The 14,761-nt window shown below is 36.2% G+C and carries 15 protein-coding genes; 3 read left to right on the top strand and 12 right to left on the bottom strand.

The features are described from left to right. Nucleotides 1–717 precede the first annotated feature (717 nt). Nucleotides 718–861, top strand: a complete 144-nt coding sequence (locus KO509_RS09010; RefSeq protein WP_215972952.1) for a hypothetical protein — start codon at nucleotides 718–720, stop codon at nucleotides 859–861. Between the two features lie 116 nt (nucleotides 862–977). Here KO509_RS09010 and KO509_RS09005 read toward each other — a convergent pair whose 3' ends face one another. The 4 genes from KO509_RS09005 to KO509_RS08990 all read right to left on the bottom strand — a co-directional run bounded on the left by KO509_RS09005 (nucleotide 978) and on the right by KO509_RS08990 (nucleotide 5,401). Beyond that, entirely contained in the window at nucleotides 978–2,192 is a 1,215-nt protein-coding gene (locus KO509_RS09005; RefSeq protein WP_215972951.1) for a Xaa-Pro peptidase family protein, read from the bottom strand. Between the two features lie 253 nt (nucleotides 2,193–2,445). After that, nucleotides 2,446–2,877 carry a hypothetical protein gene (locus KO509_RS09000; RefSeq protein ID WP_215972950.1) on the bottom strand — a complete coding sequence of 144 codons (432 nt, stop codon included), beginning with the start codon at nucleotides 2,875–2,877 and terminating at the stop codon, nucleotides 2,446–2,448. Nucleotides 2,878–3,611: 734 nt separating this feature from the next. After that, the gene (locus KO509_RS08995) at nucleotides 3,612–4,112 is read right to left on the bottom strand and encodes a hypothetical protein (RefSeq protein WP_215972949.1); all 501 of its coding nucleotides are present in this window, start codon (nucleotides 4,110–4,112) and stop codon (nucleotides 3,612–3,614) included. Nucleotides 4,113–4,486: 374 nt separating this feature from the next. Beyond that, nucleotides 4,487–5,401, bottom strand: a complete 915-nt coding sequence (locus tag KO509_RS08990; protein WP_215972948.1) for a dienelactone hydrolase family protein — start codon at nucleotides 5,399–5,401, stop codon at nucleotides 4,487–4,489. Between the two features lie 217 nt (nucleotides 5,402–5,618). Between KO509_RS08990 and KO509_RS08985 the strand changes: the two genes are divergently transcribed. Beyond that, nucleotides 5,619–5,795: a DUF3545 family protein gene (locus KO509_RS08985; protein ID WP_215972947.1), complete on the top strand. Its 177-nt coding sequence runs from the start codon at nucleotides 5,619–5,621 to the stop codon at nucleotides 5,793–5,795. A 199-nt stretch (nucleotides 5,796–5,994) separates the two neighbouring features. Here the strand turns inward: KO509_RS08985 and KO509_RS08980 are convergent, their stop codons facing one another. The 8 genes from KO509_RS08980 to KO509_RS08945 all read right to left on the bottom strand — a co-directional run bounded on the left by KO509_RS08980 (nucleotide 5,995) and on the right by KO509_RS08945 (nucleotide 13,293). Then, nucleotides 5,995–6,423, bottom strand: a complete 429-nt coding sequence (locus KO509_RS08980) for a hypothetical protein (protein WP_215972946.1) — start codon at nucleotides 6,421–6,423, stop codon at nucleotides 5,995–5,997. A 115-nt stretch (nucleotides 6,424–6,538) separates the two neighbouring features. Continuing rightward, on the bottom strand, nucleotides 6,539–7,105 hold the full coding sequence (locus KO509_RS08975) for a uracil-DNA glycosylase family protein (RefSeq protein WP_215972945.1): 567 nt from the start codon (nucleotides 7,103–7,105) through the stop codon (nucleotides 6,539–6,541). Between the two features lie 12 nt (nucleotides 7,106–7,117). Next, nucleotides 7,118–7,351 carry a cysteine-rich CWC family protein gene (locus KO509_RS08970; protein WP_215972944.1) on the bottom strand — a complete coding sequence of 78 codons (234 nt, stop codon included), beginning with the start codon at nucleotides 7,349–7,351 and terminating at the stop codon, nucleotides 7,118–7,120. 259 nt (nucleotides 7,352–7,610) lie between these two features. Beyond that, nucleotides 7,611–8,375 carry a phosphate signaling complex protein PhoU gene (gene phoU / locus KO509_RS08965; protein WP_215972943.1) on the bottom strand — a complete coding sequence of 255 codons (765 nt, stop codon included), beginning with the start codon at nucleotides 8,373–8,375 and terminating at the stop codon, nucleotides 7,611–7,613. Between the two features lie 12 nt (nucleotides 8,376–8,387). Next, complete coding sequence (pstB, locus tag KO509_RS08960; protein WP_215972942.1) at nucleotides 8,388–9,221, bottom strand: phosphate ABC transporter ATP-binding protein PstB; 834 nt, start codon at nucleotides 9,219–9,221, stop codon at nucleotides 8,388–8,390. 33 nt (nucleotides 9,222–9,254) lie between these two features. Then, the gene (gene pstA / locus KO509_RS08955; protein ID WP_215972941.1) at nucleotides 9,255–10,613 is read right to left on the bottom strand and encodes a phosphate ABC transporter permease PstA; all 1,359 of its coding nucleotides are present in this window, start codon (nucleotides 10,611–10,613) and stop codon (nucleotides 9,255–9,257) included. Next, nucleotides 10,606–12,036, bottom strand: a complete 1,431-nt coding sequence (gene pstC, locus KO509_RS08950; protein ID WP_215972940.1) for a phosphate ABC transporter permease subunit PstC — start codon at nucleotides 12,034–12,036, stop codon at nucleotides 10,606–10,608. Before pstC ends, pstA begins: the two co-directional genes overlap by 8 nt. A gap of 177 nt (nucleotides 12,037–12,213) precedes the next feature. Beyond that, complete coding sequence (locus tag KO509_RS08945) at nucleotides 12,214–13,293, bottom strand: PstS family phosphate ABC transporter substrate-binding protein (protein WP_215972939.1); 1,080 nt, start codon at nucleotides 13,291–13,293, stop codon at nucleotides 12,214–12,216. A 347-nt stretch (nucleotides 13,294–13,640) separates the two neighbouring features. On the opposite strand from KO509_RS08945, the gene KO509_RS08940 reads away from it, so the two are divergent. After that, nucleotides 13,641–14,735, top strand: a complete 1,095-nt coding sequence (locus KO509_RS08940; protein ID WP_215972938.1) for a 3-deoxy-7-phosphoheptulonate synthase — start codon at nucleotides 13,641–13,643, stop codon at nucleotides 14,733–14,735. Nucleotides 14,736–14,761: the final 26 nt, after the last annotated feature.

The raw sequence follows: 14,761 nt of genomic DNA, 5'->3' as shown, positions 1-14,761 counted from the left end.
ATCATCCATGATGAACATACATGAATATTACCTTTCATTACGGCACTTGATTAAAGCAGACTTGGTGTTTTTGGTAGAGTAGGGTTCACAATATTGGTTTTGTATTTTTGGATGTTCAAAAAGGCTATGTGCTTTATATCGACTTGCTATGCCAAGTGCTTAAATACCCATCTCAGTGAATGAATAGTTATTTTGAAAATTGTCAGTCAAGCTGAGCCATGACGTTACATGGGTGCTGTCGTCACCGCGACGCGATCAGTGAACTAAACGCCAAGCAATAATTAAGCATAATCCACCATGATGAACATACGTGAATATTACCTTTCATTACGGCATTTGATTAAAGCAGACTTGGTGTTTTTTGGTAGAGTAGGGTTCACAATATTGGTTTTGTATTTTTGGTTTGTTCAAAAAACTCAAGTCAGTTTGTTTGATAGTAAATTAGCCAAGTGCTTAAATACCCATCTCAGCAATGAAATGATAAACGAGCAATGGTAGGCCTCGACCCGAGGCAGGACGTCGAGGGCTGCCGTTGTTCATGGACGATAAATCGGCAGGTATCGTGGACTAGGCTCGTTTGTTATTTAATGTTCTGCTGAGCTGGGCGCCGCAGGGGTTCCAAGGGGAGGCGCGGCGGTACGTCGCCCCTTGGGTGTTGTCGCCACCGCGACGCGAACAGAGAACTAAATGCCAAACAATAATTAAGCATACCCCACCATGATGAACATACGTGAATATTACCTTTCATTAAGGCACTTGATTCAAGCAGACTTGGCGCGTGTTGATAGGTTAGGTAATTGCTGTGTATTGGCATTCGAAGTCGTCATTCCCGAAGTGTCTGATCGGGAATCTCGTTCTTAGACAATGAATCCTCGATTAAGAAACCACGAGGATGACGATCGATAAATGGAAGTCGATTAAAATTATATTCAACGCCGTCATTTCGTAAGTCACAGTTATCTACTATGTAAGAAAAATTAGACTTCTAATCCAAAGGGATCATCGATTGAGTGCGACGGTGTGGTAAACCATACAGGGCCTTGTTCATCCATGTAAAAATGATCTTCTAAACGAATACCAAATTTATCGGGTATAACTAACATTGGCTCATTACTAAATACCATACCTGTTTGTAGCTTAGTTTCAGTCCCTTTAACTAAATATGGCCATTCATGAATATCAAGACCACAGCCATGACCGGTTCGGTGTGGTAAGCCTGGTAATTGATAATCGGGTCCATAACCGTGTTTTTCTAATACGGCACGTGCGCCATCATCAACATTACCACATGGTGCATTGAGTTTAGCTTCATTAAAGGCATTAATTTGGGCTTCTTTTTCAACTTGCCAAGCGTTACGTTGCTCAGGTGTTGCTTCACCGTAAGCATAAGTTCTTGTAATATCCGAGTTATAGCCTTGTACTAAACAGCCAGTATCAATTAATACCCAATCGTTCTCTTTTAAGATTTGTGGTTCTTTTACACCATGTGGGAATGATGTCGCTAAGCCAAAAAGCACAATACAAAACGATGAACCGCTTGCACCAACCCGTTTATGGGCTTCATTAATAAATTCTGTAACTTCAACAGTACTGATGCCGGGGGTTAATATACGTGCAGCGGCCTTATGTACAGCAATTGTCATGTCTTTAGCGCGTTGCATTAAAGCTATTTCAGCGCTCGATTTTATTTGTCGGCACAGGGCGGTAATATCTGATGCGTTGGTATAGTTAATATGCGGAGCAGCTTTTCGAAAACCATCAAAAACAAAAAAAGGTGCCGATTCATCTATTGCGACATTACCTGAACGGATGTTCATTCCTATTAATGTTTGGGCAAATAAAGCATACGGGCTTTCATGTTCATGCCAACCATTAAATTGACCTTGTATGATCATATGATCGAGCAAAGAGCCTTGTTCAAAGTGTGGTGCTATAAACGTTAATTCGCCTTTTGCAGGCAAAATAGCGCCAACTAAGCGTTCACTTTTATACCATTTTAAGCCTGTAAAATAGGTTAAGTTTGTGCCAGCATCTAAGTACATAGCATCAATGTTTTGTTCGAGCATATAGGTTTGTGCTTGTGAAATACGTTCGTTAAATTCACGCTCAGTAATAGCAACAATATCTGCTGTCATATCTGTTAATTTATTCAGTTCTATTTCTGGGGTAGAGCCGCCAACGCCAATGGTCATAGTGAAGTCCTCATTGTATACAATCATTAATAAGATCAGAGTAACATTAACCTTTCTTTGGATCTTCTTTTAAATTACAAGGATGTGGCAAGGTAATGAAGGAGCTTAAAGCTGGTGGGGGTTGTAAATTCTTACTGAGTGGGGAAATCGTAATTAATTTGCTGTAATTTTTAGGCAAAAAAAAGCCACGTAATATAACGTGGCTAAAGCAACTTTTTTGTCGGGGAATAAAAAAAGTCTAAAAATTATTTAACTATGTGTTCTTGTATTCTTTTACAAACTTACTAATGCTTTTGCCATTACAGGTAACGTCTTTAACATTGAAGTCTACTGTGTTTTTAACAGAATCGATGCCTGATCTTACTGCTTGAGCACAAACTTTTGATGCTGAATTATCATTAGCAGGTATAACTAAAAACTGTGTAGTTACGTCGTCATTTATTTTCTTTGGCTCAACGTTATAGTTTTTAGAGAATGATTTTATGCTTTGACCATTACATATAATGTCATAATTTAATTTTTTGTGTGATTTTCTTAATGCTGATTTCCAGCCGTATTTTGCTGCTGATAAACATAAATTAGTTTCTGTTGAGTTATCAGTTGTTACAAATTTCACATTTGTATTTGACGCTGTTGCTGTTGTTGCAGTTAATACTAACGCTAATGCTATCAATAATTTTTTCATGTAGACCTCTGTATCACGTAAGAAAATAATTTAAATGAGTGTTACCTCAAGAACTAGAGTAATTATACTAATAATTTATCGAATGTAAATACATTTTTGTAATTAAATTACGAAAAAGAAATAAAAATACGTTAAATATGACCGTTATTTTCAATTTATTGCATTTTTATGTCAGCTTTGTTGTTTTTTTATTACATTTTTAGGTTTATTTTTTACTTTTTACTTTGTGGTGATAGGTTTTAGTAATCGTTTTTGTAGCCGAGTTTTTTTGATGATGATTTATTTCACGATGATGAGGGATATACAATTTATGTATGTAGCACGCATTGCTTATACCAGTCTCATTAATTAGGTGAACAATTTTATACGGAGAAAAAATTGCCAAATAGAAGGAATTTATTTTAATAACTAGTTGTTAAAATTATTAAATAACGATGTAGTTGATGATTTTAACAAGTAGCAATGATCGCATAGTTAGTGAGATTGGTATTAATATGGCACTATTGATAGGAAAGAGCTGTTTACCTAAAGCTGTATATCAAATGTAGCATGACGATTAGATCTTAAGTTATGATTTATAGGTTACTGATAATTTTATAAGCAACCTATAGTATATTCCTGGGGGAATAAAGGGATAATAGCCAATGTTATGGAGATGTTTTTATGAGTAAACGTTATGTTCACACTCATATAGTGACGGCATTTGTTAAGTAGGATGGTCTATATTTACTGGATTAGTCAGCTTGTTGTATATTTTCTTGCATACCTATACTTTCTTTAAAAACTTGTTCTCTCATCTCGGTCAGCTTGTCTAGGGCTTCTTGTTTTGCTTCTGGGCTCAAACTGTCATCATTAGCTACTTGCTCCATCATAACTTCTATTTCTTCTAATTTTTCACTATCAATCCCTAATCGTTTATCTAATATTTTTTGCATTATCTCTGCAAAGCGAGAGTCAGGTACTTGCTGATCACTAGTCGTCGTATTACCTATAGTGTTTTGCTCGTTATTGCTTGCAAGTAATGTTCTTGCCGTTACCGGACGAATATAAGTGGGTGCTTCCTCGGTATATGTTTTACCGTTCATCATCGCTAGAGCTTTGTCTGAAAGTGTGACTGTATCTTTTTCACTGGGAATTGCTTCTACGGCGGTTATAGGTTTATTAAAATTTACCTGTGACTCATTATTAGCTTTTGCATTTGAGATTGCTTGAGCATAATTTTGAAAAATCATCATAATGAATATCCATTGCTTCGTTATTGTGGTGCTATTATTTTTTACTATTTAACGTTAGAGCAATATATGAGCCATTATGACGAGGTTAGTAATAATAACTGCGAGGAAAGCATTTATTAAGTCTAGTTCAAGCTACATAGTGCTTTCTTATTTATTATAAATAATAAGTAGGCTGTTTGATGAAGGAATGGTTTAGAAGAAAAAGAGATAAATAAACAATTTTTGCCGCCAAATCGGCAGTTTATTTCCCATGAAAGAACATCATGGTTGAGCATCTAAATAAACTCAGCTAATGAGCTGGCTAGCATGACTCAACCATCACTTTGTTTTGAATAGATTACAATATAAACCTATCAATATTATGGTTCTGTTAACTACTGCGCTGTAGATAAATGTTTATTAAAGAAAGTGATTGTTCTTTCCCAAGCCAAGTCAGCGCTTTTTTGTAGGTAACGACTGGTTGAATCATTATGAAAGCCATGGTTGGCGTTTTTGTACATGTGCATTACATAATCAACGTTACTTGCTTTTAAGTCTTGCTCGTATTCATCCCACGTGGCATTGACACGTTTATCCAGCTCGGCGAGTTGAATCATTAACGGTGCTGTAATGTTTTTTCGCAACTCTTTAGCCGCAGGGGTGCCATAAAAAGGTACGCCGGCGTTGATTACATCAGGTGCTCTTGCAGCAAGCATGTTAATAATATAACCACCAAAACAAAAGCCTACACCGCCAAGTTTACCATTAGATAATTGATGGTTTTTAAGGTATTTAGCGGAGGCAATAAAATCTTGTTCAACTTTTGCACGATCTAACGTACGTTGCATTGTTCTACCTTCATCATCATTACCTGGATAACCGCCCAATGTATGTAATATATCGGGGGCAAATGCTATAAAACCTGCTTTAGCAACACGTCGAGCTACATCTTTAATATAAGGATTTAACCCTCTATTTTCGTGTACTACCAAAACAGCGGGGGCGGGGCCTGATAAATTAGCTGGTTTTACAAAGTAGCCTTGAACGCTACCAAGCCCTAAAGGTGATTCAAATGTTTCATAGCTTGCCGTGATGTCTTTATCATTAAATGAAACTTGTTCGGCTTGTGCATAGTTTGGTAATAATGCCGAAGCGAGTATGTTAGTACTCATGCCAACAACAGCTAAGCCGGCAAGGCGCTTCATAAATGTTCTTCTATCAATAATGCCATGAGCATATTCGTCATACCAATCAAATGCTTCTTGTGGAATAGTGGCGTTTTCTTTGTTGTTATCGTTGTTGGTAGTCATAAATAAACTCTTATGGTGTTATGTTAGCGGTACATTGATATTGTGAATCTACATTATTGTCAACTTGTTAACTAAAGTAAAGTAAGTGCTAAATCAGTTGTTTTTTGAGTTTATTAAAATAAACTAATGGCTATCATTTTACTTTAATTTTTTTGTAAACAAATTGTCATATTAGCTATTTATATTGCAATAAACATTAACTTTACGAGTATTTATTATGCAAGATGAACAATGGCAAGAATTAGATTTTAGTGACTTTGAAGAAGAGACTGAATTTGAAAAAAAGAAAAGTAAGAAACAAAATAAACGTAAATGGCGCGAAATAGAAGCTTATAAAGATGAGCGACGTGAAAAAAGAGAGCTAGATTTTGGTGATAATTATTATTCATTTTAATTATTGAAATATAAGTAATTAACGTTAAAAACTAAACCATTAATTAACCTATTAAGGCTGATATAGTGATAGTTTTGCAAATAATAGTAATCACAAATAATGTTTAAAAAAAGAAGAGCACTGAAATGCTCTTCTTTTTAAATTGGGCTCAATTCTGCTCTGTATCTTATTCTTAAGATAAGCTCAAATTGACAACATATTAATCTTCCACCAGTTTATCGACTAACCATTGATCCTTATTTTTAATCAATAGAATTTTTTTATAGTCTTTATAGCTATTGCCATCACGTTTACCGGTGAACTGTATCATCATAGTTACCTGAATATTGTAATTATCAAGTATTTGCTTTTTCTTGGCTGAGGTATGTAATGAAACAGAGTCAAAGCTCATGTTGAATAAACGACGCGCAACATTGCTGGCGGTGTGGTATTTTTCTATTTCTTTTTTAAAATCGGCAGAGCTTAAAGCGATAGCTTTATCGATGTCTTTTTCATTATAAATGGCATTAAAAAAAGAAGTGGCGACTTGCTTCTCGGACATTTTGGGTTCTTTATTTGCATTACAACCTGATAGAAGGCTTGTTAACATAATAATTAAGAGTAACGATGTGCCTTTAAGTTTGTCCATTATTTTTACGTATCCAATATAATTAATATAAAAAGTATAGGTAACTAATATTAAGATACGATGAATTGCCTTTCATTTCAATACAGACCGTTTCAGGGAATGTGTAAAGTGTATTTTAAATTAGCGATTGTATTTTACTTTGAAGTTTAGGAATAACCTCATCTTCAAACCAGCTATTTTTCTTTAACCAAATATTATTTCGAGGACTAGGGTGTGGGAGCACAATTTGTTTTGAGTTTAATAGCGTTTGCCATTGCTGTGCTAGCTGTGTAATAGGGGCTTTGGTATGCAAATGCCATGCGATAGCATATTTCCCTAATATTATTGTTAATTCTACTTTTGTTAGCTTTGCTAACAGTGCATTACGCCATGTATCTGCACAAAGGGGCAACGGTGGCAGATCGCCAGACTTACCTTTACCGGGATAACAAAAACTCATCGGCAAAATAGCGAATAGTTCGTCATTATAAAACTGGGATTTACTTACACCTAGCCAAGCTCTTAATCTATCACCACTTTTATCATTAAAAGGTATGGATGTCTGATGAGCTTTTATTCCTGGCGCTTGGCCTAAAATAAGAATTTTACTTTGCTCGTTTACTTGAAATACAGGATTGGGCTCACAGGGTAAAATATTTTCACATAATTGACATTGTTTAATTTTTGCTATCAGCGTCTTCATCTAAATGTACACTTAGGTGGCTGCTCTGTTTAGGTGTTTTTTTATAAAGAGTGTCGGGCTTTCATTAAATAGAGAAATACAAGTAACACAAATACATGCTTTACGTTGTAATGGTATTGGCACTAAAGCAATTAATTCAGCAGGGACAGGAGTGTTGTTGCACCAACAAGATTTTATATCATTAACCATACAAGTATTATTTCCCTGACAAAAAGGACACGATTCAGGTGGAATTATTGTTTGCATAGACTATATCTTTAGTAAGGATATTCTTTGTGTCGTGAGTGTACAAAGTTTTCTGAGTGAATTGAAGCATCTTTCATTGATAGGTGTTATTAAATTAAGGCTATTAACAGTGATACTTCTTTTTAAAAAGCATTTATTAAGTAAATGATGTCGGCTGAGTGAAAGAAGAGTTGCTCATTGAGTCAGCCGAAGCACCTATTTTTTGTTTTATTAACACCGCATAGCACCGTAAGTTAATGTTTAAGCTACTAGGCTATTGTTAGTTGTCGATTGATGCTCTAATTTGTTCCATTGTAGCGTGCCGAACATCTTTGCCTTCAACTAAATAAACAATATATTCACATAGATTAGTAGTGTGATCGCCAATACGCTCTAGTGCTCTAGCGCACCAAGTAACTCTGAGTGCATTTTTTATTTCTCGTGGGTTTTCCATCATTTTAGTGACTAATAAGCGTGAAATGTTATCAAATTCTTCATCGACGATATTATCATTTTTTATGATGTCTAAGGCAGCGGCGACATCCATTTGTGCGTAAGCAGTTAGTGCCTTGTTTAACGTATCACTAACATGTTTTCCTAAGTGTTTTAACTCAACAAGCGGTCTTGAACTTTCTTGTTCTGCAAAATTACCTTTTGCTAACTTAATGGCATTTTTACCAAATTTTACTGCTTCATCGCCCATACGTTCGAGATCAGTAATACTTTTGATGACACTGACAAGTAAGCGTAAGTCACTTGCTGCTGGTTGTCGACGAGCTAATATTTGAGTGCAATATTCATCAATTTCTAGCTCCATGGTATTCACTTTTTTATCACGTTTTATTACTTTTTCTGCGAGTTTTTCATCAGCATTTAATACAGCACTTAATCCGTCGTTTACTTGTTGTTCAACTAAGGCTCCCATGTCCATAACTAAGCTTCTTACTTGCTCTAGTTCTTGATTAAAACGACGTGAAATGTGCTTGTCTAAATTTAATTTTGTCGTAAAACCACTTGGTGTATTGGTATTGTCTTGTGTTGTCATTTTATTCTCCCATTAACCGAAGCGGCCAGTAATATAGTTTTCAGTTAGTTTATGCTCAGGGCGTGTGAAAATATCTTCAGTTTTTCCCATTTCAACTAACTTACCCATATGAAAGTAAGCGGTGTGCTGTGAAACACGAGCTGCTTGCTGCATTGAATGGGTTACAATGGCGATAGTGTACTTTTCTTTAAGCTCATCGATTAATTCTTCAATAATGGCGGTAGCAATTGGATCAAGTGCTGATGCTGGTTCGTCCATCAAAATGACTTCTGGGCTCACGGCGATAGTTCTAGCGATACACAAGCGTTGTTGTTGACCACCAGATAAGCCAGTACCAGGCTCTTTTAATCGATCTTTAACTTCATTAAACAAACCGGCTTTTTGTAAACTTGTTTCAACAATCTCGTCTAATTCTGTTTTATTATTGGTAAGTCCGTGAATGCGGGCGCCATAAGCAACATTGTCGTAAATAGATTTTGGGAAAGGGTTTGGTTTTTGAAAAACCATACCCACACGAGCTCGTAATAAGACAGGATCTAAATCTTTCGCATAAATGTCATCATTATCTAACATTAATTGTCCTGTGACTCGGCAAATATCAATGGTGTCATTCATACGATTTAAACAGCGTAAAAAAGTAGACTTACCACAACCTGAAGGTCCAATAAGTGCTGTAACTTGATGTTGCGCTAAATCTAAACTGATATTGTGTATCGCTTGTTTTTCACCGTAATAAACATCGGCATTGCGAATTGACATTTTTGCATTATCGGCATAAATATTCCCAACAGTTTCTGTTAGCGCTAATTCTGATAAGTCATTTTCTTTTATATTCAAATTATTCATTTGTTTCTTCTTAAACGGTTTCTTTTAAAAAAATCATTTTTTTTCAAACTTAGAGCGCAATACTGTTGCAGTGATATTAATCACTAATAGTAGTGTGAGTAACACTAAAATTGCCGCGGATGTTTTTGCTAAAAATGCTCTTTCAGGGCTGTCGGCCCATAAAAATATTTGTACAGGTAATACTGTGGCAGAATCGAGAATACTTGTTGGAACATCAACAATAAAAGCAACCATGCCAATCATCAGCAATGGTGCTGTTTCTCCTAAGGCTTGTGCAATACCAATAATGCCACCTGTGATTATGCCTGGCATCGCTTGTGGTAATACATGGGAGAAGGTAACTTGCATTTTTGAAGCGCCTAATCCTAATGCTGCTTCTCTTAAAGATGGTGGCACAGCCTTTATTGCAGCACGACTGGCGATAATAATGGTTGGTAATGTCATTAAGGTTAATACTATGCCACCAACTAATGGGGCAGAGCGTGGTAGTTCAAATATATTAATAATGACGGCTAAGCCGAGTAAGCCGAAAACAATTGATGGTACTGCAGCTAAGTTATTAATGTTTATCTCAATGATATCCGTCCAGCGATTTTTAGGTGCGAACTCTTCAAGGTATATTGCACCTGCAACGCCTAATGGAAATGAAAGTAACAAGGTGACAAACATCGTTAATAATGTTCCTGTTAATGCACCCTTAATACCTGCAAGTTCAGGTTCACGTGAGTCACTAGCAGTGAAAAAACTAAGATTAAAGCGACTATCAATACGTTGTTCAGTACTTAATTTTGCAATCCACTCTGCTTGTTTTTTCGATACTCGAAGGCCCGCTTCGCCTAGCGGAAAATCTTCTTTTAGATAGCTATCTACGTCATCATCAAGTTTCACCCACAGTTCAATTTTTTTATTGATGTAGTTAGGCTTTGCAATTAATTTATCTTTAATCGTGAATTCAGCATTGGTTGAAAATAGCTTGGTCAGCTGGCGTTTATCTTGGCGCGTTAGCTTTTTTTCTGCTCCTGTTGAGAACATTTGATAGATAGAGTTTCTCAATACTTTTCGATAATTTGCGGTCTGCATTTGATTTGTTAGCTGTGTTGCTGCGGCTGTATCATCGATATTCAACCAAGCGCTTTTATAATCAACATCAATTTTTACCCAGTGTTGATGAAATGCAGGTATAGCTTTTGCTGTAATATCTGTGATTAAAGTTAGTACCAACATAAAACCAAAAAGTACGGCAAGTAAACCTACTATTTTGAAACGTTTTTCTTTTCTATGACGTTTTTTTAAGCTTTTTGTTACTTTCTCTGTAATAGTTACGGTGCTTTTCTGCTGAATTGAATCGTTCATTTGTGTATTATCCGTCGAGCTTTTTATTGAATTAGTCATATTGCTCTCTATATTTTCTAACAACTTTCAGTGCTAAAATATTTAACCCAAGTGTCGTGATAAACAACATTAAGCCAAGCGCGAAAGCAGCCAATGTTTTTGGACTATCAAACTCTTGATCGCCTGTTAGCAAGGTAACGATTTGTACTGTGACTGTAGTAACTGAGTCGAGTGGGTTTGCTGTTAGGTTTGCGGCCATTCCTGCGGCCATAACAACAATCATGGTTTCGCCTATTGCACGAGAAATTGCTAACAATATTGCACCCACAATCCCTGGTAGGGCTGCTGGCAATAGTACTTTAATAACGGTTTCGCTTTTGGTTGCCCCCATGCCTAATGACGCTTCTTTTAATGATTCAGGTACAGCACTTATTGCATCTTCTGACAAGGATGAGACAAAAGGAATAATCATGGTTCCCATTACTAATCCAGCAGCTAAAGCGCTTTCAGATGCTACGCTTAATCCAAAGGATTCTCCCAAGTTTCTGATCACAGGAGCAACGGTTAAGGCGGCAAAAAAACCATAAACGACAGTTGGTATACCAGCTAATACTTCTAGCATAGGTTTAGCAACACGGCGTAGTTTAGTATTAGCGTATTGAGATAAGTAAATGGCAATCATTAACCCTACTGGTACAGCTAATAACATGGCAATAAAGGTGATTAGTAGGGTTCCTGCAAAAAGAGGTACTGCGCCAAAACTACCTGAACCACCTATTTGATCAACCCGCATGGCCGTTTGTGGACTCCACTGAGTACCAAACATAAATTCAGTCGGTGGCACACTTCTGAAAAATTGAATAGATTCAAATAGCACGGAAATAACGATGCCAAGCGTTGTTAAAATTGCAATGCCTGATGATGCAACTAGTAACGTACGTATGATTGCTTCAGCTTTTTGGCGAGCTTTAAACGTAATACTAAATTGTCTAACGAGCACGATAACGCTAGTAATCGCGACAACGAGTACTAAGCTGGTTTTTAACCAAGTTACTTGTTGGTGTAACTCTTTTAATGTTAATGCCGCTTTGAGCTGTTCAAGTGTCGCTAAATTAGCATTATTCAGGCTCTGATTTTCTATACTCTTGATTAAGTTTGTTATTGTTTCTGATGAAGCTATTGAGCGAATATTATTGAGGTAAAGGCCAAGATCAATAGTTGAAAGGGCTTGAATATTGGCAGGCAATGTCGTTGCAAGAATCTGCTCAATAATGGTGTTTTCAACGCTGTTAAAGATTAACAATGTGATCAACGCCGGTAAACCACAAACCATTGCCGTTAATAAGCCAAATTGCTGTGGTAAGCAGGTTAGATTTTTTTTATGCTCTGCGCCACCCGCAACTTTTAATGAGCGCTTTACTCCAAACCAGTAACTGAAAAATGTTAAGCAAAGTAAGGTAATAAAAAGTAAAGATGAATTCATATATCAAGGCCAATTTTTCAATTAAAAAAACAATACATATATTGCTGATAAAGTTTAGGCGAGAAGTGCTTTCTCGCCTAAAAGCGTGGTGATGATTATTAGTGATTGAGTTTAGTTAAGATTATTTAGTTGTAACTGTTCAGTTAACATTTCTTAGTTAATACTACTCAGTTAATACTACTCAGTTAATACTAAAGGAGTTAGTGATAAGACGTTTTTACGAATGCTCGTTAATTTTTCTTCACCTAATGGAATTAACCCTTTATCAGTTAAATAGCCTTCTTCACCCATTGCAGTTTCACTGGTATATTCGGTTAAAAACTCTAAAATACCGGGAACTTTACCCACATGAGCATTTTTCACATAGAAATATAATGGACGAGAAACGGCGTATGAACCGTCTGATATTGCTTCGAACGAAGGTCCTTGGCCATTAATTACTGCGCCTTGTAATGTATCGCTATTTTGGTCTAAAAAGCTAAAACCAAAAATACCAAAAGCTTTAGGGTTAGCGGTTAGTTTCTGTACTATTAAGTTGTCATTTTCGCCAGCTTCAATGTAAGTATGATCTTCACGTACGCTATGACAAATTTCTTTATATTTAGATTTGTCTTGCTTTTTCATTGCTTTAATCCAACTAAACTGATTACAGCCGCCTTCTAAAACTAATTCAGCGAAGGCATCACGTGTTCCCGATGTTGGTGGAGGGCCTAACACTTCAATTTTGTTTGCTGGTAGCGCAGGATTAATGTCACTCCATAACTTATATGGGTTAGTGACAAGCTTTTCGCTACCATCTTTTGCCGGTACTTCTTTAGCGAGTGCTAGAAAAATTTCTTTCAGGGAGATGTTCATTAACTTAGCGGTATTTGAATTAGCAACCACAATACCGTCATAACCAATCAGTACTTCAGTGATACTTGTTACACCGTTTTTAGTACACATATCAAATTCACTTTTTTGCATACGACGCGAAGCATTTGATAAGTCAGGCGTGTTAATAGCATTACTAGAGCAGAATAATTTCATGCCCCCGCCAGTGCCGGTAGATTCAATTTTTGGTGTTTTAAACTCGGTATTTTTACCAAAACGCTCTGCAACTACAGTTGAAAACGGATAAACCGTTGAAGAGCCAACGGCAGTAATGGTATCGCGACTACTGTTTTGTGCATTGGTAATATTGCTTATTAAAGCAGCGGCAGTTAAAGATAAAGTCAATACTGTTTTTGTTAATTTACTCTTCATTATTTTAGTCATTATATTCCCACTTGTTAAATTTTTAGCGTGATAAAGTTGTCTAATAGAGCTTTATTAATATAACCACAGTGTAGAAATTGAATATGACAATTACGTGACGTAAATATTACAGTTATATGAAGGCAAGAATAGTCCGTTAGTTTTTTAAAATTTACGCTGTACTATAGGAAAATTATGTGTAAAAATAACATTACAAAGCACGTAATTAAATCTTTACGATTTTATGTTTTTATTTTTGATTAAGCTGTAAGCCTCTAAAATTACAATTTTATCTTTTCAATATTTTCAGTAAATCTTGTTTTATTTTGTGTATTTCAATTATCGATTATTAATTTTAGGAAAGAACTATGGCAACTTTAACTGCTGATAATAAGGCTCACAAAAGCACTTTAAATGATATTCATGTTAATGAAGAGCATGTATTAATAACACCCGAGCAACTTAGAAATGAGTTACCTTTAAAAGATCCCGGTAGAGCTTTTGTAAAATCAGCTCGTAAAATAATTGCGGATATTACGCATAAACGCGACTCGCGTTTTCTTGTGATCAGTGGCCCATGCTCAGTGCATGATGTTGAAGGTGCTAAAGAATATGCACGTGAGTTAAAGAAGCTTCATGATAAGTATCAAGATTCTTTGTATATTGTTATGCGCGTTTACTTTGAGAAGCCACGTACTACTGTTGGTTGGAAAGGGTTAATTAATGATCCTCATATGGATGGCTCTTTCGATGTAGAATCAGGCCTGAGAAAAGCTCGTGAGTTATTAATTTACTTAACAGAGTTAGGGTTACCTTTAGCTACTGAAGCGCTTGATCCTATTAGTCCACAATATTTAGCCGAACTATTCAGTTGGTCAGCTATTGGTGCGCGTACTACTGAATCACAAACGCATAGGGAAATGGCAAGCGGTTTATCAATGCCTATCGGTTTTAAAAATGGTACCAATGGTAGTTTAGATGTTGCCATTAATGCATTACAGTCTGCGGCTTCTTCACATCGCTTTATGGGAATTAATCCACAAGGGCAGGTGGCGTTAATTAAAACGTCTGGTAATCCAGATGGTCATGTTATTTTACGTGGCGGTAAACAGCCTAATTACGACAGTGTGAATATTAAAGAATGTGAAGACATTCTAGCTAAGCATAATTTAAAATCAGGTATTGTTGTTGATTGTAGTCATGGTAATTCAAATAAAGATTACCGTCGTCAACCACTGGTTGCGACCAATGTTTTCAACCAAATTGTTGAAGGAAATAAATCAATTATTGGTATAATGCTTGAAAGTAATATAAAAGCAGGTAACCAAAGCAGTGACTTAGCTATTGCCGATATGGAATACGGTGTATCGGTTACAGATGCTTGTATTGACTTAGAAACTACTAAGGCCTTATTGGTTGAAGCCGATGCTATGCTTCATGAGGCACTTAAGAAACGTGTTTAAACAACAGTGGGATGCTGAATTTATCA

Origin of the sequence: Colwellia sp. C2M11 (assembly GCF_018860915.1) — a bacterium.
Classification (GTDB): domain Bacteria; phylum Pseudomonadota; class Gammaproteobacteria; order Enterobacterales; family Alteromonadaceae; genus Colwellia.
This window is presented reverse-complemented; position numbering and strand designations above follow the sequence as displayed.

Bases quoted from the DNA above. Each gene is read 5' to 3' on its own strand.
- KO509_RS09010 (WP_215972952.1), top strand. From the start codon at position 718: ATGATGAACATACGTGAATATTACCTTTCATTAAGGCACTTGATTCAA.
- KO509_RS09005 (WP_215972951.1), bottom strand. From the start codon at position 2,192: ATGACCATTGGCGTTGGCGGCTCTACCCCAGAAATAGAACTGAATAAA.
- KO509_RS09000 (WP_215972950.1), bottom strand. From the start codon at position 2,877: ATGAAAAAATTATTGATAGCATTAGCGTTAGTATTAACTGCAACAACA.
- KO509_RS08995 (WP_215972949.1), bottom strand. From the start codon at position 4,112: ATGATGATTTTTCAAAATTATGCTCAAGCAATCTCAAATGCAAAAGCT.
- KO509_RS08990 (WP_215972948.1), bottom strand. From the start codon at position 5,401: ATGACTACCAACAACGATAACAACAAAGAAAACGCCACTATTCCACAA.
- KO509_RS08985 (WP_215972947.1), top strand. From the start codon at position 5,619: ATGCAAGATGAACAATGGCAAGAATTAGATTTTAGTGACTTTGAAGAA.
- KO509_RS08980 (WP_215972946.1), bottom strand. From the start codon at position 6,423: ATGGACAAACTTAAAGGCACATCGTTACTCTTAATTATTATGTTAACA.
- KO509_RS08975 (WP_215972945.1), bottom strand. From the start codon at position 7,105: ATGAAGACGCTGATAGCAAAAATTAAACAATGTCAATTATGTGAAAAT.
- KO509_RS08970 (WP_215972944.1), bottom strand. From the start codon at position 7,351: ATGCAAACAATAATTCCACCTGAATCGTGTCCTTTTTGTCAGGGAAAT.
- phoU (WP_215972943.1), bottom strand. From the start codon at position 8,375: ATGACAACACAAGACAATACCAATACACCAAGTGGTTTTACGACAAAA.
- pstB (WP_215972942.1), bottom strand. From the start codon at position 9,221: ATGAATAATTTGAATATAAAAGAAAATGACTTATCAGAATTAGCGCTA.
- pstA (WP_215972941.1), bottom strand. From the start codon at position 10,613: ATGACTAATTCAATAAAAAGCTCGACGGATAATACACAAATGAACGAT.
- pstC (WP_215972940.1), bottom strand. From the start codon at position 12,036: ATGAATTCATCTTTACTTTTTATTACCTTACTTTGCTTAACATTTTTC.
- KO509_RS08945 (WP_215972939.1), bottom strand. From the start codon at position 13,293: ATGACTAAAATAATGAAGAGTAAATTAACAAAAACAGTATTGACTTTA.
- KO509_RS08940 (WP_215972938.1), top strand. From the start codon at position 13,641: ATGGCAACTTTAACTGCTGATAATAAGGCTCACAAAAGCACTTTAAAT.